The organism is Streptomyces sp. NPDC014801, assembly GCF_043082085.1.
Lineage (GTDB): Bacteria > Actinomycetota > Actinomycetes > Streptomycetales > Streptomycetaceae > Streptomyces.
In genome coordinates, this window is the sequence record NZ_JBIBXG010000004.1 from 45,736 (window position 1) to 70,523 (window position 24,788).

General features: G+C 74.2%; 24 protein-coding genes. 13 read left to right on the forward strand and 11 right to left on the reverse strand.

Annotated elements, in window-relative coordinates; all coding sequences use genetic code 11:
- The first annotated feature begins 87 nt into the window (after positions 1-87).
- The 5 genes from ACF1AL_RS09705 to ACF1AL_RS09725 all read left to right on the forward strand — a co-directional run bounded on the left by ACF1AL_RS09705 (position 88) and on the right by ACF1AL_RS09725 (position 5,121).
- Positions 88-1,479 (forward strand): multidrug effflux MFS transporter, encoded by a 1,392-nt coding sequence (locus ACF1AL_RS09705; protein WP_391825736.1) that lies wholly within the window; start codon positions 88-90, stop codon positions 1,477-1,479.
- Complete coding sequence (locus ACF1AL_RS09710) at positions 1,431-2,624, forward strand: serine hydrolase domain-containing protein (protein ID WP_391825737.1); 1,194 nt, start codon at positions 1,431-1,433, stop codon at positions 2,622-2,624. The genes ACF1AL_RS09705 and ACF1AL_RS09710 overlap by 49 nt, the downstream gene beginning before the upstream one ends.
- Positions 2,625-2,636: 12 nt before the next feature.
- Positions 2,637-3,629 carry a small ribosomal subunit Rsm22 family protein gene (locus ACF1AL_RS09715; protein ID WP_366840996.1) on the forward strand — a complete coding sequence of 331 codons (993 nt, stop codon included), beginning with the start codon at positions 2,637-2,639 and terminating at the stop codon, positions 3,627-3,629.
- A gap of 45 nt (positions 3,630-3,674) precedes the next feature.
- A complete protein-coding gene (locus ACF1AL_RS09720; protein WP_391697838.1) occupies positions 3,675-4,283 on the forward strand; it encodes a TetR/AcrR family transcriptional regulator in 609 nt (202 codons plus the stop codon).
- Between the two features lie 115 nt (positions 4,284-4,398).
- A complete protein-coding gene (locus tag ACF1AL_RS09725; protein ID WP_366840993.1) occupies positions 4,399-5,121 on the forward strand; it encodes a bifunctional DNA primase/polymerase in 723 nt (240 codons plus the stop codon).
- Between the two features lie 124 nt (positions 5,122-5,245).
- Here ACF1AL_RS09725 and ACF1AL_RS09730 read toward each other — a convergent pair whose 3' ends face one another.
- The 4 genes from ACF1AL_RS09730 to efeO all read right to left on the reverse strand — a co-directional run bounded on the left by ACF1AL_RS09730 (position 5,246) and on the right by efeO (position 9,600).
- The gene (locus ACF1AL_RS09730) at positions 5,246-6,172 is read right to left on the reverse strand and encodes a hypothetical protein (RefSeq protein ID WP_391697910.1); all 927 of its coding nucleotides are present in this window, start codon (positions 6,170-6,172) and stop codon (positions 5,246-5,248) included.
- A 115-nt stretch (positions 6,173-6,287) separates the two neighbouring features.
- Positions 6,288-7,169, reverse strand: coding sequence for an iron uptake transporter permease EfeU (efeU, locus tag ACF1AL_RS09735; protein WP_384211904.1), 882 nt, complete (start codon positions 7,167-7,169; stop codon positions 6,288-6,290).
- Between the two features lie 3 nt (positions 7,170-7,172).
- Positions 7,173-8,441, reverse strand: coding sequence for an iron uptake transporter deferrochelatase/peroxidase subunit (efeB, locus tag ACF1AL_RS09740; protein WP_366840990.1), 1,269 nt, complete (start codon positions 8,439-8,441; stop codon positions 7,173-7,175).
- Positions 8,442-8,457: 16 nt separating this feature from the next.
- Entirely contained in the window at positions 8,458-9,600 is a 1,143-nt protein-coding gene (efeO, locus tag ACF1AL_RS09745; protein WP_391825738.1) for an iron uptake system protein EfeO, read from the reverse strand.
- A gap of 363 nt (positions 9,601-9,963) precedes the next feature.
- On the opposite strand from efeO, the gene ACF1AL_RS09750 reads away from it, so the two are divergent.
- From ACF1AL_RS09750 to ACF1AL_RS09760, 3 genes are all read left to right on the forward strand, one after another.
- Positions 9,964-10,857 (forward strand): hypothetical protein, encoded by an 894-nt coding sequence (locus tag ACF1AL_RS09750; RefSeq protein ID WP_391825739.1) that lies wholly within the window; start codon positions 9,964-9,966, stop codon positions 10,855-10,857.
- The gene (locus tag ACF1AL_RS09755) at positions 10,850-11,494 is read left to right on the forward strand and encodes a PhzF family phenazine biosynthesis protein (protein ID WP_391825740.1); all 645 of its coding nucleotides are present in this window, start codon (positions 10,850-10,852) and stop codon (positions 11,492-11,494) included. The genes ACF1AL_RS09750 and ACF1AL_RS09755 overlap by 8 nt, the downstream gene beginning before the upstream one ends.
- A 144-nt stretch (positions 11,495-11,638) precedes the next feature.
- Positions 11,639-11,842: a hypothetical protein gene (locus tag ACF1AL_RS09760; protein ID WP_366840986.1), complete on the forward strand. Its 204-nt coding sequence runs from the start codon at positions 11,639-11,641 to the stop codon at positions 11,840-11,842.
- Positions 11,843-11,921: 79 nt separating this feature from the next.
- Here ACF1AL_RS09760 and map read toward each other — a convergent pair whose 3' ends face one another.
- Positions 11,922-12,779: a type I methionyl aminopeptidase gene (gene map, locus ACF1AL_RS09765; protein ID WP_391820512.1), complete on the reverse strand. Its 858-nt coding sequence runs from the start codon at positions 12,777-12,779 to the stop codon at positions 11,922-11,924.
- A gap of 59 nt (positions 12,780-12,838) precedes the next feature.
- Here map and ACF1AL_RS09770 point away from each other — a divergent pair, with 59 nt between their 5' ends.
- A complete protein-coding gene (locus ACF1AL_RS09770) occupies positions 12,839-13,072 on the forward strand; it encodes a hypothetical protein (RefSeq protein WP_391661485.1) in 234 nt (77 codons plus the stop codon).
- A gap of 18 nt (positions 13,073-13,090) precedes the next feature.
- Here ACF1AL_RS09770 and ACF1AL_RS09775 read toward each other — a convergent pair whose 3' ends face one another.
- Together ACF1AL_RS09775 and ACF1AL_RS09780 are read right to left on the reverse strand one after the other, a co-directional pair.
- Entirely contained in the window at positions 13,091-14,392 is a 1,302-nt protein-coding gene (locus ACF1AL_RS09775; protein WP_391661484.1) for an MFS transporter, read from the reverse strand.
- Between the two features lie 139 nt (positions 14,393-14,531).
- Positions 14,532-15,134, reverse strand: coding sequence for a hypothetical protein (locus tag ACF1AL_RS09780; RefSeq protein WP_366840983.1), 603 nt, complete (start codon positions 15,132-15,134; stop codon positions 14,532-14,534).
- Between the two features lie 128 nt (positions 15,135-15,262).
- On the opposite strand from ACF1AL_RS09780, the gene npdG reads away from it, so the two are divergent.
- Positions 15,263-15,967 carry an NADPH-dependent F420 reductase gene (npdG, locus tag ACF1AL_RS09785; RefSeq protein ID WP_391697824.1) on the forward strand — a complete coding sequence of 235 codons (705 nt, stop codon included), beginning with the start codon at positions 15,263-15,265 and terminating at the stop codon, positions 15,965-15,967.
- Positions 15,968-15,980: 13 nt separating this feature from the next.
- Positions 15,981-16,226 carry a hypothetical protein gene (locus ACF1AL_RS09790; protein ID WP_384211920.1) on the forward strand — a complete coding sequence of 82 codons (246 nt, stop codon included), beginning with the start codon at positions 15,981-15,983 and terminating at the stop codon, positions 16,224-16,226.
- On the opposite strand, the gene ACF1AL_RS09795 is transcribed toward ACF1AL_RS09790, so the two are convergent.
- Positions 16,211-16,978, reverse strand: coding sequence for a site-2 protease family protein (locus ACF1AL_RS09795; protein ID WP_366840980.1), 768 nt, complete (start codon positions 16,976-16,978; stop codon positions 16,211-16,213). The two genes, ACF1AL_RS09790 and ACF1AL_RS09795, sit on opposite strands and share 16 nt — an antisense overlap.
- A gap of 518 nt (positions 16,979-17,496) precedes the next feature.
- Between ACF1AL_RS09795 and ACF1AL_RS09800 the strand changes: the two genes are divergently transcribed.
- Complete coding sequence (locus ACF1AL_RS09800) at positions 17,497-21,096, forward strand: BTAD domain-containing putative transcriptional regulator (protein ID WP_391825741.1); 3,600 nt, start codon at positions 17,497-17,499, stop codon at positions 21,094-21,096.
- 28 nt (positions 21,097-21,124) lie between these two features.
- On the opposite strand, the gene ACF1AL_RS09805 is transcribed toward ACF1AL_RS09800, so the two are convergent.
- Positions 21,125-21,934, reverse strand: a complete 810-nt coding sequence (locus tag ACF1AL_RS09805) for an ABC transporter permease (RefSeq protein ID WP_391825742.1) — start codon at positions 21,932-21,934, stop codon at positions 21,125-21,127.
- Positions 21,931-22,956 (reverse strand): ATP-binding cassette domain-containing protein, encoded by a 1,026-nt coding sequence (locus tag ACF1AL_RS09810; protein WP_366840977.1) that lies wholly within the window; start codon positions 22,954-22,956, stop codon positions 21,931-21,933. The genes ACF1AL_RS09805 and ACF1AL_RS09810 overlap by 4 nt, the downstream gene beginning before the upstream one ends.
- A gap of 181 nt (positions 22,957-23,137) precedes the next feature.
- Here ACF1AL_RS09810 and ACF1AL_RS09815 point away from each other — a divergent pair, with 181 nt between their 5' ends.
- The gene (locus ACF1AL_RS09815; protein ID WP_366840976.1) at positions 23,138-23,554 is read left to right on the forward strand and encodes an ester cyclase; all 417 of its coding nucleotides are present in this window, start codon (positions 23,138-23,140) and stop codon (positions 23,552-23,554) included.
- A gap of 221 nt (positions 23,555-23,775) precedes the next feature.
- On the opposite strand, the gene panB is transcribed toward ACF1AL_RS09815, so the two are convergent.
- A complete protein-coding gene (panB, locus tag ACF1AL_RS09820; protein ID WP_391825743.1) occupies positions 23,776-24,651 on the reverse strand; it encodes a 3-methyl-2-oxobutanoate hydroxymethyltransferase in 876 nt (291 codons plus the stop codon).
- Positions 24,652-24,788 lie beyond the last annotated feature (137 nt).

Consider the following 24,788-nt stretch of genomic DNA (forward strand, 5'->3'; position numbering starts at 1 on the left):
ACCCTCTGTTGCGTCTTCAAGCAGTCGTTCCGAGCTGAGAGCATAGGGGCCGATCCGCCGCTGAGGGAGTTCGGAAAGGGAGGGCGCATGCCCGAGGGAGGGGCCCCCATACCCGAGGCCGCACGACCGGCCACCACAGGACCGGTCACCGGGCCGGCCACCGAGCCGGTCATGCCCCCGGCCACCGAGCCGGCCGAGGGACCGGCCGCCGAGCCGGAGGCCACCGCCACCGCCGTCGCACCGGCCGCCCGCGCGGCGCAGCGGCGCACCGGATGGCTCGTCACCCTCGTCCTGGGCGGGCTGACCGCCACCCCGCCGCTCGCGATGGACATGTATCTGCCCTCGCTGCCGGAGGTCACCCGCTCCCTGCACGCGCCCGCCGCGACCGTGCAGCTCACGCTCACCGCCTGCCTGGCCGGCATGGCGCTGGGCCAGCTCGTCGTCGGCCCGATGAGCGACAAGTGGGGCCGCCGCCGGCCCCTGCTGACGGGCCTCGCCGTCTACGTCCTCGCCACCGCCCTGTGCGCGTTCGCACCGAACGTCGAGACGCTGGTCGCCTTCCGGCTGGCGCAGGGCCTCGCCGGCGCCGCGGGCATCGTCATCGCCCGCGCGGTCGTCCGCGACCTGTACGACGGCGTGGCCATGGCCCGCTTCTTCTCCACCCTCATGCTGATCTCCGGCGTCGCCCCGATCGTCGCCCCGCTGATCGGCGGGCAGATCCTGCGGGTGACGGACTGGCGGGGCGTGTTCGCCGTCCTCACCGTGGTCGGCGTCCTGCTCGGCGCCCTGGTGTGGACCCGGCTGCCGGAGACCCTCCCGCCGCCGCAGCGCCACGGCGGCGGCGTCGGCGAGGCGCTGCGCTCGATGCGCGCCCTGCTGGCCGACCTGCCCTTCACCGGCTACATGCTGGCCGGCGGGTTCGCCTTCGCCGCCCTGTTCGCGTACATCTCCGCCTCGCCCTTCGTCATCCAGGAGATCTACGGCGCCTCCCCGCAGACCTTCAGCCTGCTGTTCGGGCTGAACTCCGTCGGCCTGGTCGCCGTCGGCCAGATCAACGGCAAGCTGCTGGTCGGCCGGGTCCGCCTGGAGAACGTCCTCGCGGCCGGCCTGCTGGTCGTCGTCCTCGCGGCGAGCGCGCTGCTGCTGATGGCGACCGGTGTCTGCGGCCGCGTCGGGCTCGCGCCGGTCGCCGCCGCGCTGTTCGTGCTGATGTCCGCGATGGGCGTCACCATGCCCAACACCCAGTCCCTCGCCCTGCTGCGCACCCGGCACTCCGCCGGCTCCGCCTCCGCCCTGCTCGGCACCTCCTCCTTCCTGGTCGGCGCGATCGCCTCCCCGCTCGTCGGGATCGCCGGGGAGCACACCGCCGTCCCGATGGCCGTCGTCCAACTGGTGGGCGCGCTGGTGGCGCTGGCCTGCTTCGTGGGAATGTGCCGTCCCTGGAACACGCGTGCGGGTGCGGAAGGAGCGGAGAGCTGAGCGCGCCGAGACTGCGCAGAGACACCCCGGAGAGGGCCTGCCTCGACCCCGAGGAGCTGCGCCTGATGGCCGCCGACGTGCACGCCCTCACGGCGGGGGAGCGGCCGTGGGCGGCGGGCGCCGTCCTGGTCGCCGGACGCGGCCCCGTCGTCGCCGTCGAGGAGGCGGCGGGCTGGGCCGTGCGGTACGCCGGATTCGACCCGCGGTCGGACGCCGGCGTGGAGCTGCCGGACGCCGAGCGGGTGCCGATGACCGTGGACACCCCCTTCGACCTGGCGTCCCTGACCAAGCTGTTCACCGCGGTCGCCGCCGTGCAGCAGATCGAGCGCGGCACGCTCGGCATCGACGCCCGGGTCGGCGCCTACCTGCCGGACTTCCGCGCGGCCGCCGAGCACGGCATCACCGTACGGCAGCTGCTCACGCACACCTCCGGCCTGCGCCCGGAACTGCCGCTGTACGACTGCGTCGACGACGCGGAACGGCTGCGGCTGCTGCGCTCGGAGCCCCCGGCTACCGAGCCCGGCACCCCCGTCTACTCGGACCTGAACATGCTGCTCCTGCAGCATCTGCTGGAGCGGCTGACCGGCCGCCCCCTCGACGTGCTGATCCGTGACGGCATCACCCGCCCGCTCGGCATGACCGCGACCGGCTTCGGCCCGTGCCCGGGCGCGGCGGCCACCGAGGACCAGCGGCGGCCGTGGGCCAAGGCGGACCGGGGCCCGCTGCGCGGCGTCGTGCACGACGAGAACGCCTGGGCGCTCGGCGGCGTCGCCGGCCACGCCGGCCTCTTCTCCACCGGCCCCGACCTGGCCGTCTTCTGCCGCACCCTGCTCGCCGGCGGCTCCTACGGACCGGCCCGCATCCTCGGGCCGGACTTCGTGGAGCTGCTGCTGACCCCGCCCGGCCTGGGCTTCGCCGTGGACCAGCCCTGGTTCATGGGCGCCCTCGCGGGCCGCGGCGCGGCCGGCCACACCGGCTTCACCGGCACGTCCCTGGTGCTGGACCCGGCGACGGACACCTTCCTGGTCCTGCTGGCCACCACGGTCCACCCCCGCAGACGGCCCCCGGACAGCCGCCCCCGGGCCGCGCTGGCCACCCGTCTGGCCCGGGCGGTCGGCGCGACGAAGGGGCGCCCGGGGACCTGAGAGAATTCCGGGGTGAACGCCCCCGTCTCCTCCTCCCCGGCCGACACCCTGCGCGCCGGCCTCGCCCGGCTTCTCGACGGCCTGCCGCCCCGGCAGGCCGCCCAGGCCGTCGAGCGGCTGATCGCCCACTACCGCGGCGCCACCCCGACCGACGCCCCGATCCTGCGCGACCGCGCGGACGTGGCCGCGTACGCCGCCTACCGGATGCCGGCCACCTTCGAGGCGGTACGGGCGGCCCTGGAGGCGTTCGCACAGGCCGCGCCCGGCTTCACCCCCGCCGGCCACACCGACGTCGGCGGCGGCACCGGGGCCGCGACCTGGGCCGTGGCCGACACCTGGCCCGGCGCCCGCGAGGTCGCCGTCCTGGACTGGGCCGAGCCCGCGCTCGCCCTCGGCGAGGAACTGGCCGCCGCCCACCCCGCGCTGCGCGAGACCCGCTGGCGCCGCGCCCGCATCGGCGCCGACCTGACCCTCGACCCCGTGGACCTGGTCACCGTCTCCTACGTCCTGAACGAGCTGACCGCGGCCGACCGGGCCGCGCTCGTCGACGCGGCCGCCTCCGCCGCCCGGGCCGTGGTCATCGTCGAGCCCGGCACCCCCGACGGCTACGCCCGGATCATCGAGGCCCGCGCCCGCCTGATCACCGCCGGCTTCCACATCGCCGCCCCCTGCCCGCACAGCGCCGGCTGCCCCATCGCGCCCGGCACCGACTGGTGCCACTTCTCCGCCCGGGTCAGCCGCTCCTCCCTGCACCGCCAGGTCAAGGGCGGTTCCCTGCCGTACGAGGACGAGAAGTTCGCCTACGTCGCCGCCGCCCGCTTCCCGGTGGACCCGGCCCCCGCCCGTGTCGTGCGCCGGCCGCAGATCCGCAAGGGCCAGGTCCTGCTGGACCTGTGCGAGCCGGACGAGCAGCTGCGCCGCACCACGGTCACCAAGCGCCACGGCGAGCTGTACAAGGCGGCCCGGGACACCGAATGGGGCGACGCCTGGCCGCCCGCGCGGTGACCGCGGCGAGACGCACCGTCTTGCCCGGCTGGTAGCTTGACGGCCATGGCCACCAGGAAGCCCACCCCCGACACCAGCCGCCGCAGTGAGAGGTCCCGCCGCGCCATCTACGACGCCGCGCTCGCGCTCGTCGCCGAGGTCGGCTACCCGAAGACCACCGTCGAGGGCATCGCCGCCCGCGCCGGCGTCGGCAAGCAGACCATCTACCGCTGGTGGTCGTCGAAGGCGGACGTCCTGCTGGAGGCCTTCCTGGACCTCACCGACCAGGCCGCCGGCCAGGAGCCCCCCGCCCTGCCCGACACCGGCGACCTCGCCGCCGACCTCAAGGCCGTGCTGCGCGCCACCGTCGACGAACTGCTCGACCCCCGCTTCGAGGCGCCCTCCCGCGCCCTGGCCGCCGAGGGCGTGGTCAACGAGGAGGTCGGCCGGCAGTTCGTCGCCGCGCTGCTGGAGCCGCAGCTCCAGCTGTACGTCGACCGCCTGCGCGCCGCCCGGTCCGCCGGCCAGGTCCGCCCCGAGATCGACCCGCGCATCGCCCTGGAACTCTTCGTCTCCCCGCTCGCCCAGCGCTGGCTGCAGCGCACCGGGCCGATCTCCCACGCCTACACCGACACCCTGGTCGACTACGCCTTGTACGGCCTCGCCCCGCGCTGAGGGTGTGCGGTACGTCTCGTCCGCGGTACCCGGGATGTCCGCACCGGCCCCCCGATGCACCGGATGGTGGGACCATAGGGCATGCTGTCGGCACCACAGCGAGGCGAGGGGATAGATGAGCGCGGAGTTCGGCGGTCCGAGGAGCCTGAGGGGCAAACTCACCCGGTGGCTGCGGGGACGCGGCCCCGAACAGGCCGCCGACGACGGCGGCCGTGAGGCCCTGCTGCTCGCCACCGCCGCCGCCGGGCTGCCCCTGGCGCCCGCCGCGCACCCCGCGGGCTACCGCTGCTCGTGCGACCGCGTGGGCTGTCCCACACCGGCCCGCCACCCGGTCTCCTTCGCCTGGCAGACGCAGTCCACCACCGACCGCGCCCAGATCGAACGCTGGGCCCGCCACCAGCCGCAGGCGAACTTCATCACCGCCACCGGCATGGTCCACGACGTGCTGGACGTCCCCCTGGAGGCCGGCCGCGAGGCCCTGGAGCGCCTCCTCGCCGAGGGCGTCGACGTCGGCCCGGTCGCCCAGAGCGACGACGGCCGCATGCTCTTCTTCACCCTCACCCGGGGCACGCCCGAGGACGAGGACGAGTGGTGGCCCTGCGAGCTGGACTGCCACCCCGAGACGATGGACGAGCACCCGGGGCTGCGCTGGCACTGCCGCGGCTCGTACGTCCTCGTACCGCCCGCCCGGCTGCCCGGCGACGACGGCGAGTCCGTCCACTGGGTGCGCGGTCCCGAGCACCCGCTTCCCGATCCGCTGACGCTCCTGGAAGCCCTCACGGACGCCTGCGCCCGCCACGCGGCCCCGGACCCGACACCTTGGCCTCTGCGCCACTGACCACGACTGCCCGCAGCTGGGCAGGGGGGTGACGGCAACCCCCAGGGGCGCGGGGAACTGCGCGACCGGCCACGAGGAGACCCGCGCCGCCGGCATACGCGCCCAGCTCCCCGAATCCCCGCGCTCAACTACCTTGCGCCGACGTCATTCCCTGGGTCCGGCCCAGGACCGTCACCCGTCCCGGACCCTTGGGGTCCAGCGCGACCTGGTTGGAGACGAACTCCATCGTCAGCGACTGCTTGATCTCCCCGGTGGTCAGCGCCAGCACATCCCGGCCCGGGTCCGGCACGGACGCCCCCGCCGCGGCCGTCTGCTTCTGGTAGTGCCGCGAGGTGAAGAAGACCATCGCCCCGCCGTCCGCCGTCCGCAGCGCCAGCGGAGCGTAGTCACCGCCCGTCAGCGGCGTGTCGATGTACTGGTTCGCCAGCCCCGGCCGCCGGGCCAGCTTCTGCCGGTTCGCCCGCCACACACTCGTGTGCGGGCCGTCGGCGAACGCGTCGCCCCCGCTCTTGAGGTACGTCGTGTACGTCCGGCTCAGATCCTTCGGCGCGATCGCCAGCCCCGCCGACCCCGCGTCCACGGCCTGCGCGAACCCGTCCGCGTCCGTCGCGAACCGCGGCACGGACCCCGGCGCCACCAGCGTCAGGAACGCCACCTGCCACGGCTCGTGCTCGTCGTGCCGCAGGAACACCAGCAGCCACCGCGACTTCCCGGCCCGGTTGCCCTGCGCGTCGGCGACGAACCAGCGCGGCCAGCCCGCCTTCTTCGGGATCGTGTACGTCACGTCCGACAGCACCAGCGGGGTGTGGTCGGGGTTGCCCTGCGGACTGTTGGCGTGCCGGGCCTTGAGCCGCGCGGCGTCGATGTCGCCGAGCGCGCCCGTGGTGTGGTCGGCGTCCAGGGAGGCGTCGTAGGCCTGGTCGGCCTTGTTGTACGCGGTGGTGAACTGCTGCAGCGCCTTCGCGGCCTCCCCGCGCGTGGTGGCCGGGAGCACGACGCGCTCCCCGTGCACCACCACGCACCCGCTCGCGGTCAGCGCGAGCGCGGTCAGCGAGGCCGCGGTCAGCGCCGCTCGCCGGCGCCCGCGAAGCCGGTCACGTGCGCGAAGCGCCTCGCGAAGCCGCCCGCTCCCGCCGAGCGTCTCGCGAAGCGCCTCACGGAGCCGTTCAGGCCTGCGAAGCCGTGGACGGCTGGGAACCCTTGTCTCCCGTGTCATTGGGCTGCTTCACCTTCCCCTTCCCGGAGGCGAACCCTACCGGGGCGAGGAAGATGGCGAGCGTGGGGACCAGGTACAGCAGCCACACCGTGACCTGGAGAACCGTCGGATCGGGCTGGAAGTTGAACACGCCCTTGAGCAGCGTGCCGTACCAGCTGTCCGGCGGGATCGTGGAGGAGATGTCGAAGGCCAGGTTGTTCAGCCCCGGCAGCCAGTCGGCCTCCTGCAGGTCGTGGAAGCCGTACGCCAGCACACCGGCCGCGACGACGACCAGCATGCCGCCGGTCCAGGTGAAGAACTTCGCCAGGTTGATCTTCAGCGCGCCCCGGTAGAACAGCCAGCCCAGGAACACCGCCGTGGCCAGGCCCAGCGCCACGCCGATCAGCGGGCGCGGGGTGCCGTCGGAGGCGGCGTGCACGGACGCCCACACGAACAGCGCGGTCTCCAGGCCCTCCCGGCCCACGGCCAGGAACGCCGTCGCCACCAGCGCGCCGGTGCCCATCTTCAGGGCCGCGTCCAGCTTGCCGTGCAGCTCGGACTTCAGGTGCCGGGCGGTGCGCCGCATCCAGAACACCATCCACGTCACCAGGCCCACGGCGAGGACGGACAGCGAACCGCCGAGCGCCTCCTGCGCCTGGAACGTCAGCTCCTGCGAGCCGAATTCGAGCACGCAGCCGAAGCCGAGCGCGATGGCCGCCGCGATGCCGATGCCGATCCAGATGGGCCGGATCGCGTCCCGCCGCCCGGTCTTGACCAGGTAGGCGATGAGGATGCAGACCACCAGGCTGGCTTCCAGGCCCTCGCGCAGGCCGATCAGGTAGTTGCTGAACATCGGCTACGCCTCCTTGGCGAACAGCGTCCGGCCCCACCAGTCGGCGGAGTCCCTGACGCCGGGCGGGATCGCGAAGATCGCCGAACCCACGTGCTGGGTGTACTCGTTGAGCGCGTCCATGCGGGAGAGGTTCCGCTGGATCGGGATGAACCCCTTGCGCACGTCGCGCTGGTAGGCCAGGAAGAACAGGCCCGCCTCCAGCCGGCCCAGGCCGTCGGTGCCGTCCGTGAAGGAGTAGCCGCGGCGCAGGATCGTCGCCCCGTTGTTGGAGTCGGGGTGCGCGAGCCGCACGTGCGAGGTCGGCTTCATCGCCTTCAGGAACGGCTCGTCGTGCTCCTTGGCCTTGCCGACGGGCGCGCCCTCGCGCTTGTCGCGGCCGAAGACGTCCTCCTGCTCCTGCAGCGAGGTGCGGTCCCAGGTCTCGATGTTCATGCGGATGCGCCGGGCCACCAGGTAGGAGCCGCCGGTCATCCAGTCGGTGCCGTCGCCCTCGCCGACCCACACGAACTTCTTCAGGCGGTCGCTCTCCGTCCCCGCGATGTTGCGGGTGCCGTCCTTGAAGCCGAAGAGGTTGCGCGGGGTCTGCGCGTCGGGGGTCGTCGAGGAGGTCTTGCCGAAGCCGAGCTGGGACCAGCGGATGGCGACCTTGCCGAAGCCGATGCGGGCGAGGTTGCGGATGGCGTGCACGGCGACCTGCGGGTCGTCGGCGCAGGCCTGGATGCACAGGTCGCCGCCGCTGCGGGTCCTGTCCAGGTTGTCGCCGGGGAACTTCGGCAGGTCGACCAGGGCCTCGGGCCGCTTGCCGTGCAGGCCGAACTTGTCGAACAGGGTCGGGCCGAAGCCGATGGTGAGGGTGAGCCGGGACGGCTTGAGGCCGAGCGCCTCGCCGGTGTCGTCCGGCGGGGCCTCGGCGAGCCCGCCGTAGGCGCCCTCGCCGACGGCCTGCCCGGCCGTCATCCGCCGTGCCGCCTCGGTCCAGTCCTTGAGCATCTGCACGAACGCGGCACGGTCGGTGGTGGTGACGTCGAACGCGGCGAAGTGCAGCCGGTCCTGCACGGGCGTGGCGATACCGGCCTGGTGGGCGCCGTGGAAGTCGACGGCACCGCCCGCGTCGGCGGCGGCCGGGTCCATGTCGTCGCCGGTGCGGGTCATCGCGACCGCGCCGCCGGCCACCGCGGCGCCGAGCGCGAGCCCGGCCCCGCCCCAGCCGATCAGCGCACGCCGGCTGGGGGCCCGGGTGCCGGTCGTCTCAGCGGCCTGTGTGTCCGTCATCGGTTGCGTTCCTCGCTCACTTCACGACGGCGGCGGCGAGCCGGGACAGCGGCTCCGCCAGGGCGTTCACGGCGTCGGACAGCTGCTTGCGGTCACCGGCGCCGACCTTGTCGTAGGAGGTGAAGTCGTACGACTGCTGGTCCGCGCGGTACTTGTCCAGCAGCGCGTTCAGCGCGGCGAACTGCTGGTCCAGCTCGGTGGTGAGCGCCTTGTCGTTCGCCTGGGCGACCGGCTTGAGCAGCTCGTAGGACTTCTGCGCGCCCTCGACGTTGCCCTTGAAGTCGACCAGGTCGGTGTGCGAGTAGCGCTCCTCCTCGCCGGTGACCTTGCCGGTGGCGACCTCGTCGAGGAGCTCCTTGGCGCCGTTGGCCATGGAGGTGGGGGTGATCTCGGCGGTGCCGACCCGCTTCTGCCAGTCCTTGAGGTCGGTGACGAGCTGGTCGGCGAGGGTCTTCTCCTCGGGGCCGATCTTCCCGCCCTGCCACAGCGCCTTCTCCAGGCGGTGCCAGCCGGTCCACTTCTGCCCGGCCTCCAGGCCGTCCTCGCGGACGTCGACCTTGGGGTCGATGTCGCCGAAGGACTCGGCGACCGGCTCGGTGCGCTCCCAGCCGAGGCGGGAGGGCGCGTACGCCTTCTTCGCCGCCGCCACGTCGCCGGCCTTGACGGCCTTCACGAAGGCCTCGACCTTGGGCAGCGTCTCGTCGGCCTGCTCCTGCGCGTAGGTGCGGTAGGCGGCGACGGCCTGGTCCAGACGCGGGTCGCGCCGGGCGGCGGCGGCACCGCCGGTGACCTTGAGGGTCTGGCGGATGCCCTTGCCCTTCATGCCGGGCTTGCAGGCGATCTGGTACTCGCCGGCCTTCACCTCGGCGGTGACCTTCTGCCGGGTGCCGGGGCCGATGTTCTCGCGCTCGGCGACGACCCGGTCGTCGGGGAAGAGGACGTAGACCTCGGTGACCTTGGAACCCTTGTTCTCGATGGCCAGCTCGACGTGCCCGGCGGGGACCTGCTGCTTGGAGACCTCGCACTTGTCGTCCGTCGCGGTCACCTCGATCGCCCCGTCGGCGCCCTTGGCGTCGCTCTTCTGGGTGCAGCCCGTGACGGCGGTCAGCGCCGCCGCCATGGCGACGGCGGCGGTGACGGTCAGTCTGGCGGCTCGCATGCGGGCTCCCGGCAGGTGGCTGAAAAAGGTCGTGTCGATCCCCACGGGATTGGTGAGGCTCGCCTAACTTAACCGAGGCTTACCTGCGTGGTACCCCCGCATGCAGTGATTCACCTCTCATGGGCGCCGTAAGGGCGCGCTTTGATCACGGTGACTCAAAACGAGTGCCAAGGAAAGGTCAAAGAAAATTCAAAGATCCCCCCTGGTGAGGGCTCGGACCTGCGGCACCGGCCCCCGGCACCCTCCGGTCACGACAGGCCCCGGCGGTCGTGGCACGTCCGGCGCACCGATGCGCCGACGGCGCACGGCCGTCCCGCGAAACCCGCTTCCCGCAGCGGGCCCGCGCCGCGCACACTGACCGCCATGACCACGCGCCGGGGGACCAGGGAACCGCTGCCGGGCGACGCGCTGGTACTGGCGCTCTCCGGGCGCCCCGGCCCGCCGCCCCTGCGCTTCGCGTGGACCGACGGCGGCCGCAGGCTGCTCACCCAGGCGGACCGGCCCCTGCTGATCGGCCGGCTCACGGACGACGGCTGCTGCCCCGACCTGCGCCTGCGCCGGCTGGACGGCTACCGCTCCCCGCTGCCCCCGCTGCGCGCCGCCGAGCAGCGCGCCCGCACCGCCTGGACCCACCGCTTCGCCCGGTGGCTGGAGGAAGCCCCGGACGGCCCCCTGCACGACGGGCGATGGCACCTGCGCCGCCGTGCCGCCTTCGAACCCGGCGTGTGGAGCGAGGACCTGGTGACCGGCTGGCCGGACGCCGCACTGGGCCTGCACTGCGCGGGCGGCTGGCACGGCGTCCTGCCCCTGCGCCCGCTCTCCCCGCCCGGCGCCCCCCGGGTCAAGGCCTACCGCCGCCAGGCCCGCGAGGGCCGCCTCGCGCCCGTACTGCTGTGGTGGGTGTCCTTCCTCGACGGATGGCTGATCCTCGACGGCCACGACCGCGCCGTGACCGCGCTCGCCGAGGGCGCGGAACCGGTGTGCGTGGAGCTGACCCGCGTACCCGACGACGCGGACAACCGGCGCACCCTGGCCGAGGTGACCGAGGCTCACCGGCGGCGCCTGGCCGGGCTGGACGCCCACCCCCCGCACCCCGGCCAGGCGGCGCAGCGCGCCGCCCTGGAACGCGGCCACGCCGACGCGCTGCTGTCCCTGCCGTACGAACCCGAGGCCACGCGCACCTGGCCGCTGCCCGGCGGCGCCCCCGCCTGGGACGCCGTCGCCGCCCGCGCGATGTTTCAATGCCCCCGTGACTGACTACGACGTGCTCCGCGTCTTCTGCGGCCCGGACGGCGGCTACGGCAACGAACTCGGCGTCGTCCGCGACGGCTCCCGGATGCCCGACCCGGCCGCACGGCAGAAGTTCGCCGGGAAACTGGGCTTCAGCGAGACCGTCTTCGTGGACGACCCCGAGCGCGGCGTGATCGACATCTACACGCCCACCCTGCGGCTGCCGTTCGCCGGCCACCCCTGCGTGGGCAGCGCCTGGCTGCTCGACGTGCCCGAACTGGTCACCCCCGCCGGGGTGGTGGGCGCCCGGCAGGACGGGGAGTTCTGCTGGATCGAGGCCCGCCCGGAGTGGGCGCCGCCACGCACCCTGCGCCAGTACGCCTCCGCCGCCGAGGTCGAGGCCCTGCCCGTGCCGCCGGCGGGGGAGTGGATTTATGCCTGGGCTTGGGAGGACGAGGCGGCCGGGCGGGTCCGCGCCCGCGCCTTCCCCGGCCGCGACGACGGCATCACCGAGGACGAGGCGACCGGCGCGGCGGCCCTGCTCCTCACACACCGGCTCGGCCGCGCCCTCAACATCGTCCAGGGCGCCGGCTCCCAGATCCTCACCGCCCCGCAGCCGGGCGACTGGGTGGAGGTCGGCGGCCGCGTCCACCTGGAGCGCTGAGCCCGACGGGTGACGGCCGGACACCTTCCGGGCGCACACCCGTTCAGGTGGTAGCGCTGGTGTTCGGGTGGCGGGGTGTGTGCGGACGGCCGCGGCCGGGGACCTCTGGCGGTGATCTGTCACCGACCCCCACAGGAGGGTTCCATGCGCATGCGCTCGGTTCTGGCCGCTGCTCTGCTGACCGTCACCCTGACCGCCGCCGGTGCGGCCACCGCCGCCGCGGCCGACCACGACCCGCGCCACGGCGGCGGCGACGACGCCGACGTCTGCGCCACCTACTTCGGCGGCATCACCTCCGAGGGCGGCAACCTGGTCTGGGGCGGCTCCTACTGCCGCGGCGACCTCTGACCCCCGTACGGCGAAAGGCCCGCCCTGCGTGCAGGGCGGGCCTCGGCGCGTGCAGGGCGGGCCACGGCCCGGTGCCGGGTCACGGCAGCGTGAGGATCTCCGCGCCGGACTCCGTCACCACCAGCGTGTGCTCGAACTGGGCGGTCCGCTTGCGGTCCTTGGTCACCACGGTCCAGCCGTCGTCCCACAGGTCGTACTCGTGCGTCCCGAGCGTCAGCATCGGCTCGATCGTGAAGGTCATCCCCGGCTGCATCACGGTCGTCGCGTGCGGGCTGTCGTAGTGCGGGACGATCAGCCCCGAGTGGAACGACGAGTTGATGCCGTGCCCGGTGAAGTCCCGCACCACGCCGTACCCGAAGCGCTTGGCGTAGGACTCGATGACCCGGCCGATGACGTTGATCTGCCGGCCCGGCTTGACCGCCTTGACGGCCCGGTGCAGCGCCTCACGCGTGCGCTCCACGAGCAGCCGGCTCTCCTCGTCGACGTCCCCCACCAGGTAGGTGGCGTTGTTGTCGCCGTGCACGCCGCCGATGTACGCCGTCACGTCCAGGTTCACGATGTCGCCGTCGCGCAGCACCGTGGAGTCCGGGATGCCGTGGCAGATCACCTCGTTGACCGAGGTGCACAGCGACTTCGGGAAGCCCCGGTAGCCCAGCGTCGAGGGGTAGGCGCCGTGGTCGCACATGTACTCGTGCGCCACCCGGTCCAGCTCGTCCGTGGTCACCCCGGGCCGGATGTGCCGCGCGGCCTCCTCCATCGCCCGCGCCGCGATCCGGCCGGCCACCCGCATTGCCTCGATCGTCTCCGCGGTCTGCACCTCCGGCCCGGTGTACGGCGTCGGCGCGGGCTTGCCGACGTACTCGGGGCGGCGGATGTTTCCGGGCACGGAACGGGTGGGAGACAGCTCCCCTGGTACGAGCAGCGACTGGCCAGACATGCCAGCGAGTCTAACCAGCGGGCATGGGGGAACATGTCGGTGGCGAGAGGAGCGAGGCGATGGCCCTGTTCAAGAAGCGCACGGCGGGCAAGCCGGGCGAGTGGTACTACTGCCTGGAGCACAAGAAGGTCGAGGAGGGCCCGGACTGCCCGGGCAAGGACCGCTTCGGACCGTACGCCTCCCGGCAGGAGGCCGAGCACGCGATGGAGACGGCCCGCGAGCGCAACCTCGAGTGGGAGAACGACCCCCGCTGGCACGACGCCCCCGCGGGCGGCGCCACCGACGAGGACTGAGCGCCGCGTCCGAGGCGATCAGCCCTGCACGGGCTCTCCTGCGGCTGCGCGGTGTGCGCGCAGCCGCAGCGCGTGCTCGTTCGTCCGTACGTCGTAGGCCAGCAGCCGCGGCAGGCACAGCGCCAGCAGCCCCACCGCGCCCGCGCACAGCAGCCCGCCCGACCAGACGGACGCCCGCACACCCCACCACGCGGCGAAGCCACCGGACCTGACCTGGCCGACCGTCGGCCCCACCGAGTACGACAGCAGCTCGATCCCCGCGAGCCGGCCGCGCAGCTCGTCCGGGATCGTCTGGTTCCACATGGCCGAGCGGAAGATGCCGCTCACCATGTCGCAGGCGCCCGCCACGGTCAGGAACAGCAGCACCAGCCACACCTCGCCGGCGATCCCGGCGGCCGCGACGGCCAGGCCCCAGCCCGCGGCCGACAGCACCACCATCCGCCCGTGCCGGTGCACCCGCGAGGCCCAGCCGCCGGTCAGGCTCACCAGCAGCGCGCCGAACGGCACCGCCGCGTACATCAGCCCCAGCGACCACTCGGCGTCCAGATCGTCCGCGAGGAACGGCAGCACGGCGAGCGGCATCGCCAGGAACATCGCCGCCAGGTCGATCGCGTACGTGCCGAGCAGCTCCTTGCGGCTCCACGCGTACCGGGCGCCCTCGGCGATGGAGCGCAGCGAGGGCTTCGCGGCCTCGTGCGAGGCGGGGGAGGCGGCGATGCCGACGACGTACGCCACGGACACCGCGAAAGTGGCGAGGTCCGCGGCGTACGCCCAGCCGAGGCCCGCGTAGGCCACCACCAGGCCCGCGACGGCCGGGCCGGCGACACCGCCCACGGTCCAGCGCAGGGAGTTCAGCGAGGCCGCCGCCGGCAGGTCGTCGTGCGCGACGATCCGCGGCCACAGCGAGTCCAGCGCCGGGCGCTGCACGGACACCAGGGCGGAGGACAGGGCGGCGACCACGTACAGCGGCCAGACCGCGGGGTGCGGCAGCAGCGCGTTCAGCAGGAGCAGCGCGGACAGCAGGCCCTGGCCCGCCTCGGTCCACACGATCAGCTTCCGCTTGTCGAACGCGTCGGCCAGCGCGCCGCCGTACAGCCCGCACACCACGAGCGGCACCAGCTCCACGGCACCGATCGCGCCCACGGCCGCCGCGGACCCGGTCAGCTCCTTCAGCTGCACCGGCAGGGCGACGAACGTCAGAAAACTCCCGAAGTTCGAGATCAGCCCGGACATCCACAGCCGCCGGAAGTCCGCGGAGGCCTTCCAGGGCGCGAGATCGGGCAGCAGTACACGCAGACGGGAGGGGACGCTCACGAGCAGCCATGGTCTGCCGGGGCCGGTCCCACGGCAATCGGTTTTCCGGCGGCCGGGGCTCACCAGTGCGGTGAGGCGGGCGGGGCTCACAAGTGCGGTGAGGCGGCCGGGGCTCACCAGGGCGGTGAGGGAGGGTCCGAGGGCGTCACCAGGGGGCCGGGGGCGGGGACGTCAGGGATTCCGCCAGGCGGGACAGGCGGTCGCGGAACGTGCGGCGGCCCCTCGGCGGGCCCGGCACCGTCGTCTCGCCGGCCGCCGCGCTCACCAGGTGCTGGACCGTGTCGAGGTCCAGTTCCGCGCCGTCCGGCACCGTCAGCGCCTCGTGCGCCATCCCCGCCAGCTCGCCCGCCCCGCCGCCGAGCGCCAGCACGGTCACCCCGGCCCGCCGGGCGTCGTGCACGCGTTCCAGCAGCGGCGCGGGCTCCCCGGGCGCCACGACGAGCAGCGTCTCGCCCCGCCGTGCCGCCTCGATCCGCCCCAGCCCGACCGCGAGGTGCGCCGGATCCGAGGGCCGCGCGTCGTGCCGCACCAGTGTCGGCGCCAGCTCCGGCGTCCCCGACCACGCGGCCTCGTCCACGAGATGCGCCGCCAGGTGCCACGGCTCGTACTCCGGCGTGCCCACGAGCAGCAGCCCGCCCCCGTGCGACACGACCGACCCCCGCAGCGCCCCCGCGAACCTCCGCGTGGCCCCGAGCCACTCGGTCCCGGCCAGCACTTCCCGCAACAACGCGACCCGTACGGCGTCCATGGGCCGCATCCTCCGGCAACCGTCCTCCCCGCACCGGCCGTTCGCCCGGAATTCCCCCGACCCGGCGACGGGCACGCCCCCCGCCGCCGCCCCGGCCGCGGCGCGGCGGACGACGTAGGGTCGACCCCATGACCACAAGCGACAGCGCACAGAAGGCCCCCGCCAAGGACCCCTGGGACCTCCCGGACGTCTCGGGGCTCGTCGTCGGCGTGCTCGGCGGCACCGGACCGCAGGGCAAGGGACTGGCCTACCGCCTCGCCCGCGCCGGGCAGAAGGTGATCATCGGCTCGCGCGCCGCGGAACGCGCCCGAGCGGCGGCCGAGGAGCTCGGGCACGGCATCGAGGGCGCCGACAACGCCGAGACCGCGCGACGCAGCGACATCGTGATCGTCGCCGTGCCGTGGGAGGGCCACGGCAAGACCTTGGAGTCCCTGCGCGAGGAACTGGCCGGCAAGCTCGTCGTCGACTGCGTCAACCCGCTCGGCTTCGACAAGAAGGGCGCCTACGCGCTCAAGCCGGAGGAGGGCAGCGCCGCCGAGCAGGCCGCCGCCCTGCTGCCGGACTCGCGGGTCACCGCCGCCTTCCACCACCTGTCGGCCGTCCTGCTCCAGGACCCCGAGATCGAGCAGATCGACACCGATGTGATGGTGCTCGGCGAGGTCCGCGCCGACGTGGAGATCGTGCAGGCCCTCGCCGGCCGCATCCCCGGCATGCGCGGCATCTTCGCCGGGCGGCTGCGCAACGCCCACCAGGTGGAGTCCCTGGTCGCGAACCTGATCTCCGTCAACCGCCGGTACAAGGCACACGCGGGGCTGCGCCTCACCGACGTGTGAGCCGCGACGGGGCATGGGGGACACTGGGGGACGTCAGCAGTGCCCGCAGTGTCCCCGACAGGAGCCCGCCCCCATGCCCCGCCTCGCCCTCTACGCCCTGGTCGTCTGCGTCCTCTCCGTGGCCGCGGCCGTCGTCTCCTTCGTCCAGGGCAGCTGGCTGGGCGTCGTCTGGGTGCTGCTGGCGGGCCTGTCGTCCAACATGACCTGGTACTACGTGCGGCGCGGCCGGGCGGCGGCGGCCGCTCACCAGAACCGGTAGAGCTGCCAGCCGTACGCGGCGTCGAAGCCGCTCACGCCCAGGCCGCGCAGGACGGCGTGGACGGCGTCGAAGAACGCCGCGTTCAGGGACGGCACCCACAGCAGCGCGAACACGAACAGCAGGCCGAACGGCGCGTACGGCTCGACCTGGCGCTTGACGCGCGGGGAGAGCCACGGCTCCAGCACGCCGTAGCCGTCGAGCCCCGGCACCGGCAGGAAGTTCAGGATCGCCGCCGAGACCTGCAGCAGCGCCAGGAACGCCAGCGCGTACCGGAAGTCGCCCGGCACGGCGTCCGGGCCGCCCAGCCAGAACGGCGCCGTGCACACCACGGCGAACAGCACGTTCGTCAGCGGACCGGCCGCCGACACCAGGCTGTGCCGCCAGCGCCCCGGGATCCGGCCCCGCTCGATGAACACCGCGCCGCCCGGCAGGCCGATCCCGCCCATGATCAGGAACGCCACGGGCAGCACGATGCTCAGCAACGCGTGCGTGTACCGCAGCGGGTTGAGCGTGAGGTAGCCCTTCGCGCCGACGCTGATGTCACCGCTGTGCAGCGCGGTGCGCGCGTGCGCGTACTCGTGCAGGCACAGCGAGACGATCCACGCCGCCGTGACGAACAGGAACACCGCCACGCCCGGCTGCTCAGCGAACCCGGTCCAGGCGGCCCACCCGGCCACCGCGGTCACGGCCACGATCCCGAGGAAGACAGGACTGACCCGTCGGTCACTACGACGGGTGGCGGCGGTCGTCATGGGGCTCCCGGCTCTTCGCGTGCACTGGACCGCCCGACGGTACCGGGCGCACCCGGAAAACGTCTCGCGGTGGGCGGCCGTTCCCGCAAGGGTGGGCGCATGGGGTTGTGGGAGGGGTACGACGAGGGCCGGCAGCCGGAGTGCTGCGGTACGCCGTTCACGGTGGGGCAGGAGGTGAGCCGGCCCCTGCCGCCGTCCGACGCCGCCGAGGTACTCGGGGGCGGCCGGCACGACCGGCTGACCGCGGGAGGGCCGGCTCCGCCCCGGGGACTGGATCCGCCTGCTCGGGCTGCGTGGGATTCCGCACGCGCGGACCGTGGCGGGCGCCGAGACCGGCGGCCTGCCGGTCCGGGAGCCCACGGCGCTCCAGCAGACACCGAGCACGGTCCCCGGCCCGCCCGCACCCCCGTGAGGCCGCCGCCGCACCCGGCCCACCGGCTCGCCCCCGAAGGCGGCGCCGGCCGCCGCGCCGACCGAACGCCGTGCCCCTCGTCCACGTCACCGGAGAGAATGACCCCGTGCGCTATCGGATCCTCGGCACCACGCAGGCACTCCGCCCCGACGGCACCGCCGTCCCGGTCGGCGGGGCGCGGCTGCGTGCCCTGCTGACCGTCCTCGCCCTGCGCCCCGGCCGTACCGTGCCGGCGGCGCTGCTGGTGGACGAGGTGTGGGCCGGGGACCCGCCCGCCGACGCCCCCGGGGCGCTGCAGGCGCTGGTCGGGCGGCTGCGCCGGGCGCTCGGCGCCGGCGCGGTGGCCTCGGTGGACGGCGGCTACCGGCTCGCCGCGGCCCCCGACGACGTCGACCTGCACCGCTTCGAGCGGCTCACCGGCGACGGGCTGCGCGCCCTCGCCGACGGCGACGCCGCGAAGGCGGCCGCCGTGCTGGACGACGCCCTCGCCCTGTGGCAGGGCCCCGCCCTCGCCGACCTGCCTGACCGCACCGCCGAGGTGGCCCGCTGGGAGACCCGCTGCCTGGACGCGCGGCGCGCCCGCCTGACCGCGGCGCTGGCGCTCGGCGAGGCGGACCAGGCGCTGCCGGAGCTGACCGCGCTGTGCGACGCCCACCCGCTGGACGAGCCGCTGCAGGCGCTGCGGCTGCGGGCCCTGCGCGCCACCGGCCGCACGGCCCAGGCCCTCGCCGCCTACGAAGAGGTCCGCCACCACCTCGCCGACCACCTCGGCTCGGACCCCGGCCCGGAACTGCGCGCCCTGCACGCGGAACTCCTGGACCCGGCCACCGCCCCGCCACCCGCCCCCGGCACGGTCACCGCCTCGCCGGCGCCCGAGGGGTACGACGTGCAGCCGTCCGCCGGCAGACCGGCCCGGGGTCACGCCCCCGAGCCCGACGGCTCGCCGACCGGTGCGCGGCCGTCCGCCGACCGGGCCACCGGCGCTCCCGGCCCGACCCCGGCCCCCGGCCGGACGCCCCGGCCCCACCCGACGCCCGAGGGCCGCACCCCCGGCGCCCCCGCGTCCCACGGCGCCCCGCAGGCGTACGGCACCCCCGGCGCCCGCACCTCCCCGGCCGCACCCCCGCACGCACCGCACGCCACCGACCCCGCGACCGCCCCCGCGCCGCAGGCTCCCGCGCCCCAGGCTCCCGGCAACCTCCGCGCCCGGCTCACCTCCTTCGTCGGGCGGGAGGCCGACATCGCGGCGATCCGGCGGGATCTCGGGGCCGCCCGGCTCGTCACCCTGCTCGGGCCCGGCGGAGCCGGGAAGACGCGGCTGTCGCAGGAGGCCGCCGAGACCGTCCGGGACGCCGCCCGCGACGGCGTCTGGCTCGCCGAGCTCGCGCCCGTGGACGACCCCGACGCCGTCCCCGAGGCCGTGCTGACCGCCGTCGGCGCCCGCGAGACCGTGCTGCGCGGTGCCGGTGCCGAGGAGATGCGGGCCGTGGCCGAACGCCACGACGACCCGCTCGTCCGGCTCGCCGAGCACTGCGCCCGGCGCCGCATGCTGCTCATCCTCGACAACTGCGAGCACGTCGTGGAGGCCGCCGCCCGCCTCACCGAGGAACTGCTCGCCCGCTGCCCGGAACTGACCGTGCTCGCCACCAGCCGCGAACCCCTCGGCGTCCCCGGCGAGGTGCTGCGCCCCGTGGAGCCGCTGCCCGAGCCGGTCGCGCTGCGGCTGCTCGCCGAACGCGGCGCCGCCGCCCGCCCCGGCTTCCGCGTCGACGCCGACGAGGAGACCGCCGCGGCCTGCGCCGAGATCTGCCGCCGCCTGGACGGCCTGCCGCTCGCCATCGAGCTGGCCGCGGCCCGCCTGCGCATGCTCACCCCGCGCCAGATAGCCGACCGCCTCGACGACCGCTTCCGCCTGCTGACCTCCGGCAGCCGCACGGTCCTGCCCCGCCAGCAGACCCTGCGCGCGGTCGTCGACTGGTCCTGGGACCTGCTCGACGAGGACGAACGCGACGTCCTGCGGCGGCTGTCCGTCTTCGCCGGCGGCTGCGACCTGCCCGCCGCGGAGGCCGTGTGCGGCCCGGCCGCCTTCGACGCGCTCGCCTCCCTCGTCGACAAGTCCCTCGTCGTCGCCACCCCCACCGGCGAGGACGGCTCGATGCGCTACCGGCTGCTGGAGACGGTCGCCGAGTACGCCGCCGAACGCCTCGACGAGAGCGGCGCCCGCGCCGACGCCGAGCGCGCCCATCTGACGTACTACCGGGAACTCGCCCGCACCACCGACCCGCAGCTGCGCGGCGCGGGGCAGCGCGCCGCGATCGAGCGCATCGAACGGGAGTACGAGAACCTGCGCACCGCCCTGCGGCACGCCGTCGCCGCCCGTGACGAGCAGGAGGCGCTGTGCCTGGTGCTCTCCCTGTGCTGGTACTGGCAGATGCGCGACCTGCGCATCGAGACCCGCAACTGGGCCGCCGAGGTCATGGCGCTCGGCCCCGACCCGTTCACCGAACCGGTGCGCCCCGCCGCCCCGCTGTGGGAGCGCTGCACCGACGCCCCGCCCCCGATGACCGGCGAGATGCTCGCCGAGGCCCGCCGCGGCGTGCATCTCGTCCATCTCGCCTGCATGGACACCGAGATGGACACCTGGCAGACGCCCGCGGCGCAGGAGAAGCTGCGGATCGTCAGCGAGACGTACACCCCGGGCCTGCCGCAGGCCTGCCGTCCGCCGGGCTATGTGTGGTTCTTCGCGGTGGTGCTGAGCGGCGACATCGACCGCATCCGCGTCATCGGCGACGCGGCCGTGGACACCTGCCGCACCCGCCCCGATTACGAATGGGAGCTCGCCCTCTGCCTGCAGATGCGCGCCAACCTCCTGGCCAACCGCACCGACTGGGCCGGTGACGCCGCCGCCGACGCCGACGAGGCCCTGGAGATCTTCCGGCGCCTGGGCGACGGCTGGGGGGTCGCCGAGTCGCTGTCCGCGCGCGGTGAGGCCCATGAGCGCAAGGGCGAGTACGCGGCGGCCGCCGCCGACTACGAGGCCGCCATCGCCGCGGCCGAGGAGCTCGGCGCCCGTGCCCAGCAGGCCGTGCTCACCGCCCGGCTGGGCACCGCGCTGCTGGAGGCGGGCGATCCGGAGCGCGGCGAGGCGCTGCTGCGCGAGGTCATCGACCGCCCCGAGGGCGCGGTCACCGAGGCGATGCCGGCCGCCCGGCTGTTCCTCGCGGGCTGGCTGAGCATCACCGGCCGGACCGGGGAGGCCCGGGAGCAGATCCGGCGGCTGAGGGCGGACTTCGGCGCCGCCTCCTTCATGGTCTTCGACGGGTTCATCCTCACCCAGGAGGCGTGGCTCGACGTGGTCGACGGCCTCCACGACGAGGCGCTGCCCAAGACCCGGCGGGCGCTGGAGCAGGCCAACGAGCCGCTGTCGCGCACGATCGTGCCGCACATGCGCGCGCTGTGCCTGGTCCTGGCCGCGGCCGCGCTGGCCGGCGCCGAGGACGGCGCCCGGGCGCGGGACGCCGCCCGCTGCCTCGGCGCGGCCGAGGCGCTGCTGCCGCCCGGCCATGTCTCCGGTTTCGCCGAACGCGCCGCCCGCGACCGGGCCGAGCAGGCGGTACGGGACGCGCTGGGCGACGAGGAGGCGTACGCCGCCGCATACGCCGAGGGCGCCGGCCTCTCCCCCGAGGAGGCCGTCGCCCTCGTGTGACGCGCACCGACGCCCGCGCATGCGGCCGTCAGCTCTTGGTGCGGAACTTGTGGATGGCGACCGGGGCCATCACCGCGGTGATCGCCACCGACCAGGCCACCGTCACCCACAGGTCGTGGGCGACCGGGCCGCCGATCATCAGGCCGCGCGCGGAGTCGGCGAGCGTGGAGAGCGGGTTGTAGTCGGTGAAGGCCTGCAGCCAGCCCGGCATCGACTTGGTCGGCGCGAAGATCGACGAGCCGAACTGCAGCGGGAACAGCACCAGGAAGCCCATCGCCTGCACGGACTGCGCGTTCTTCAGGATCACGCCCAGCGTGAGGAAGACCCACATGATGGACGACGCGAACAGTGCGGACAGCCCGATGGTCGCGAACAGGCCCGGCCAGTTGGTGATGTCGAACCCGACCAGCACGGCGACGATCATCAGCACGGCCGTGGCGAAGAGCATCCGCCCCAGCTCGACGGTGATCTTCGCGAAGAGCACCGAGCCGCGCCCGATGGGCAGCGTACGGAACCGGTCCATGACGCCGCTGTTGAAGTCCTGGCTGAAGCCCGTGCCGACGCCCTGGGACAGGGTCATGCTCATCATCGCGATCATGCCCGGGATGACGTACTGCACGTACTGGTCCTGGCCGCCGCCGAGCGACTGCCCGATCGAGCCGCCGAAGACGTACACGAAGAGCAGGGTGAAGACGACGGGCATCAGCAGCGCGTCGAACATCGACTCCGGGTCCTGCCGGATCCACAGCAGGTTGCGGCGGATGAGGGCGCCGGTGTGCCGCAGATGGCCCCGCAGCGGGATGCGGGCGTCGGTCGCGGTGGCGGTGGCGGCGCTCATACGGCGACCTCCTGGCGTTCGTCGGTGGGCGTGGCGTCCTGCGGGGCACTGGCGCGGTGGCCGGTGAGGGAGAGGAACACCTCGTCCAGGCTGGGGAGTTCGGTGGTGATGGAGGACAGGGTGATGCCCTGCGCGGTGACCGCGCCGACCACGGCGGTCAGCTGCTCGTCGCTGAGCACCGGCACGAGCAGGGCGCCGCTCTCGCGGTCGACGGTGGTGGTGGCGAGCCCGGTGATGCCGAGGTCGTCGAGCGTGCGGGCGAGCGGGTCGAGTTGCAGCGGGTCCACCGGCCGCACGCGCAGGGTGCGCCCGCCGACCTTGGCCTTCAGCTCCTCGATGCCGCCGCCGGCGATGACCTTGCCGCGGTCCACGACCGTCAGCTCGGAGGCGAGCTGCTCGGCCTCCTCCATGTACTGCGTGGTGAGCAGCACGGTGACGCCGTCGCCGACCATCCGCTTCACCTCGTCCCACACCTCGTTGCGGGTGCGCGGGTCGAGCCCGGTGGTCGGCTCGTCCAGGTAGAGCACCGCCGGGTGCCCGATCATGGAGGCGGCGAGGTCGAGCCGGCGCCGCATGCCGCCGGAGTACGTGCCCGCGGGCCGCTTGGCCGCCTCGGTGAGCGAGAAGCGCTCCAGCAGCTCGTCGGCGCGGGCCCGGGCGTCCTTGCGGGACAGGTCGAGCAGCCGGCCGATCATGTACAGGTTCTCCCAGCCCGGCAGCTTCTCGTCCACCGAGGCGTACTGGCCGGTGAGCCCGATCACCCGGCGCAGCTGGCGGGGCTGGCGGATCACGTCGTAGCCGGCGACGAAGGCCTCGCCGGCGTCCGGGGTCAGCAGCGTGGACAGGATCCGCACGAGCGTGGTCTTCCCGGCGCCGTTCGGCCCGAGCACGCCCATCACGGTGCCCTCGCGCACGTCCAGGTCGACGCCGTCCAGCGCCTTGGTCTCGCCGTAGTGCTTGACCAGCCCCCGCACGGTGACGGCGCTTCCCGCGCCGCCGGGGTTGTTGTCGATTCGCGTCATGCCCACGACGGTGTCACCCCCCACCGACAAACCACCGACACCCGACCGACAGCCCCCCGCCCCCACCGACATCCCACCGACAGGCCCCGCCGGCACCCGCATTTCCGCCGGCCTGTCACAGACGGGCGGTCCACGACGTCATAGGGGTGCAGCCCGTCGGAGAAGGAAGGGACAGCGGGAGATGACCGAGAACACGGCCTTCGGCCGTATGCACGCCGCCGTGAACACCGGCGACCTGGAACTGATCGAGAAGACCATCGACGAGGTGGTCGACCCGGGGCTGGTCTTCCACGCGCCCGTGCCCACGGGGGTGCCGGGCGTGCGGGCGCTCAAGCAGGTGTGGCGGACGCTCCTGCCCGCCTTTCCCGACCTGCGCGTCCACATCGAGGACGTCGTCGTGCAGGGGGACAAGGCGGTGTACCGCAACACCGTCACCGGGACCCACCTCGGCGAGTTCCGTGGCCTGGCGCCGACCGGCCGGTCCGTGCGCTACGGCGAGATCTTCATCGTCCGGCTGGACGCCGGCCGGATCGCGGAGATCTGGGGCGTCGTCGACGTCCTCGCCCAGCTGCGGCAGCTGGGCGCCCTCGACGCATGACGGCGAAGGCCCCCACCCCGGGGACGGGCGCGGCAGCGGCCCGGCGCCCCCCGCCCGGGACGGCGGCAGCCCCGCCGACGGGGGAAGATCGGCGGGGCTGCCTTCGTGCCGGCGGTGGCTTCGGGGGACGGGGTCCGCAGGGGACGCCGTCCGTTCGGCGCACGGAGCCGGTCCCGGGACGCGCGCGGAGCCGGTCAGTGGCCCGCGTGCGCGCGGAGCCGTCAGTGGACCGAGTGCTCCTCCAGCGGGAACGTTCCGCCGATGACGTCGTCGGCGAAGGCCTTCGCCGCGTCGCCCATCACGGACCGCAGGTCGGCGTACTGCTTGACGAACTTCGGTACCCGCCCGCCGGTCAGCCCGAGCATGTCGGTCCACACCAGCACCTGCGCGTCGGTCTCCGCGCCCGCGCCGATCCCGACCGTCGGGATGTGCAGCACGCGGGTGACCTCGGCGGCCAGCTCGGCCGGCACCAGCTCCAGGACCACGGCGAACGCGCCCGCGTCCTGCACGGCCTTGGCGTCCCGCAGCAGCTGCTGCGCCGCTTCCTCGCCGCGCCCCTGGACGCGATAGCCCATGGCGTTGACGGACTGCGGGGTCAGCCCGATGTGCGCCATCACCGGGATGCCGGCCTCGACCAGCAGTCGGATCTGCTCGTGGGAGCGCTCGCCGCCCTCCAGCTTCACGGCGCCGACCCCGGCCTCCTTCACCAGCTGGGTCGCCGAGCGCAGCGCCTGCACCGGCCCCTCCTGGTAGGAGCCGAAGGGCAGGTCGCCGACGATCAGCGCCCGCCGGGTGCCGCGGACGACGGCCGCGGACAGCATGATCATCTGGTCGAGCGTGACGGGCACGGTCGTGTCGTACCCGAGGTGGCAGTTGCCCGCCGAGTCGCCGACGAGCAGCACCGGGATCCCGGCCTCGTCGAAGACGGACGCGGTCATCGCGTCGTACGCGGTCAGCATGGGCCACTTCTCGCCCCGCTCCTTGGCGGCGGCGATGTCCCGGACGGTGATGCGGCGGTTGATCTTGCCTCCGTACAGCGCCCTGCTGCCGTCGGAGGGACCGCTCTGCGCGTTCGAGGCAGCCGAAAGCTGCGTCATGGCACGGCTCCTTACGTCATCTCGAGGCGCCCTGACGGCGTCCCCGGACCGCCTCCATGGTGGCACCTCGGGTCACGGTCGGCTAGGGGGACCCGCCATGGACCGTGTCACCCCGTGCGGGCAAGCACTCCGGACGT

Bases quoted from the DNA above. Each gene is read 5' to 3' on its own strand.
- ACF1AL_RS09705 (WP_391825736.1), top strand. From the start codon at position 88: ATGCCCGAGGGAGGGGCCCCCATACCCGAGGCCGCACGACCGGCCACC.
- ACF1AL_RS09720 (WP_391697838.1), top strand. From the start codon at position 3,675: ATGGCCACCAGGAAGCCCACCCCCGACACCAGCCGCCGCAGTGAGAGG.
- ACF1AL_RS09725 (WP_366840993.1), top strand. From the start codon at position 4,399: ATGAGCGCGGAGTTCGGCGGTCCGAGGAGCCTGAGGGGCAAACTCACC.
- efeU (WP_384211904.1), bottom strand. From the start codon at position 7,169: ATGTTCAGCAACTACCTGATCGGCCTGCGCGAGGGCCTGGAAGCCAGC.
- efeB (WP_366840990.1), bottom strand. From the start codon at position 8,441: ATGACGGACACACAGGCCGCTGAGACGACCGGCACCCGGGCCCCCAGC.
- efeO (WP_391825738.1), bottom strand. From the start codon at position 9,600: ATGCGAGCCGCCAGACTGACCGTCACCGCCGCCGTCGCCATGGCGGCG.
- ACF1AL_RS09750 (WP_391825739.1), top strand. From the start codon at position 9,964: ATGACCACGCGCCGGGGGACCAGGGAACCGCTGCCGGGCGACGCGCTG.
- ACF1AL_RS09760 (WP_366840986.1), top strand. From the start codon at position 11,639: ATGCGCATGCGCTCGGTTCTGGCCGCTGCTCTGCTGACCGTCACCCTG.
- map (WP_391820512.1), bottom strand. From the start codon at position 12,779: ATGTCTGGCCAGTCGCTGCTCGTACCAGGGGAGCTGTCTCCCACCCGT.
- ACF1AL_RS09770 (WP_391661485.1), top strand. From the start codon at position 12,839: ATGGCCCTGTTCAAGAAGCGCACGGCGGGCAAGCCGGGCGAGTGGTAC.
- ACF1AL_RS09780 (WP_366840983.1), bottom strand. From the start codon at position 15,134: ATGGACGCCGTACGGGTCGCGTTGTTGCGGGAAGTGCTGGCCGGGACC.
- npdG (WP_391697824.1), top strand. From the start codon at position 15,263: ATGACCACAAGCGACAGCGCACAGAAGGCCCCCGCCAAGGACCCCTGG.
- ACF1AL_RS09790 (WP_384211920.1), top strand. From the start codon at position 15,981: ATGGGGGACACTGGGGGACGTCAGCAGTGCCCGCAGTGTCCCCGACAG.
- ACF1AL_RS09795 (WP_366840980.1), bottom strand. From the start codon at position 16,978: ATGACGACCGCCGCCACCCGTCGTAGTGACCGACGGGTCAGTCCTGTC.
- ACF1AL_RS09805 (WP_391825742.1), bottom strand. From the start codon at position 21,934: ATGAGCGCCGCCACCGCCACCGCGACCGACGCCCGCATCCCGCTGCGG.
- ACF1AL_RS09810 (WP_366840977.1), bottom strand. From the start codon at position 22,956: ATGACGCGAATCGACAACAACCCCGGCGGCGCGGGAAGCGCCGTCACC.
- ACF1AL_RS09815 (WP_366840976.1), top strand. From the start codon at position 23,138: ATGACCGAGAACACGGCCTTCGGCCGTATGCACGCCGCCGTGAACACC.
- panB (WP_391825743.1), bottom strand. From the start codon at position 24,651: ATGACGCAGCTTTCGGCTGCCTCGAACGCGCAGAGCGGTCCCTCCGAC.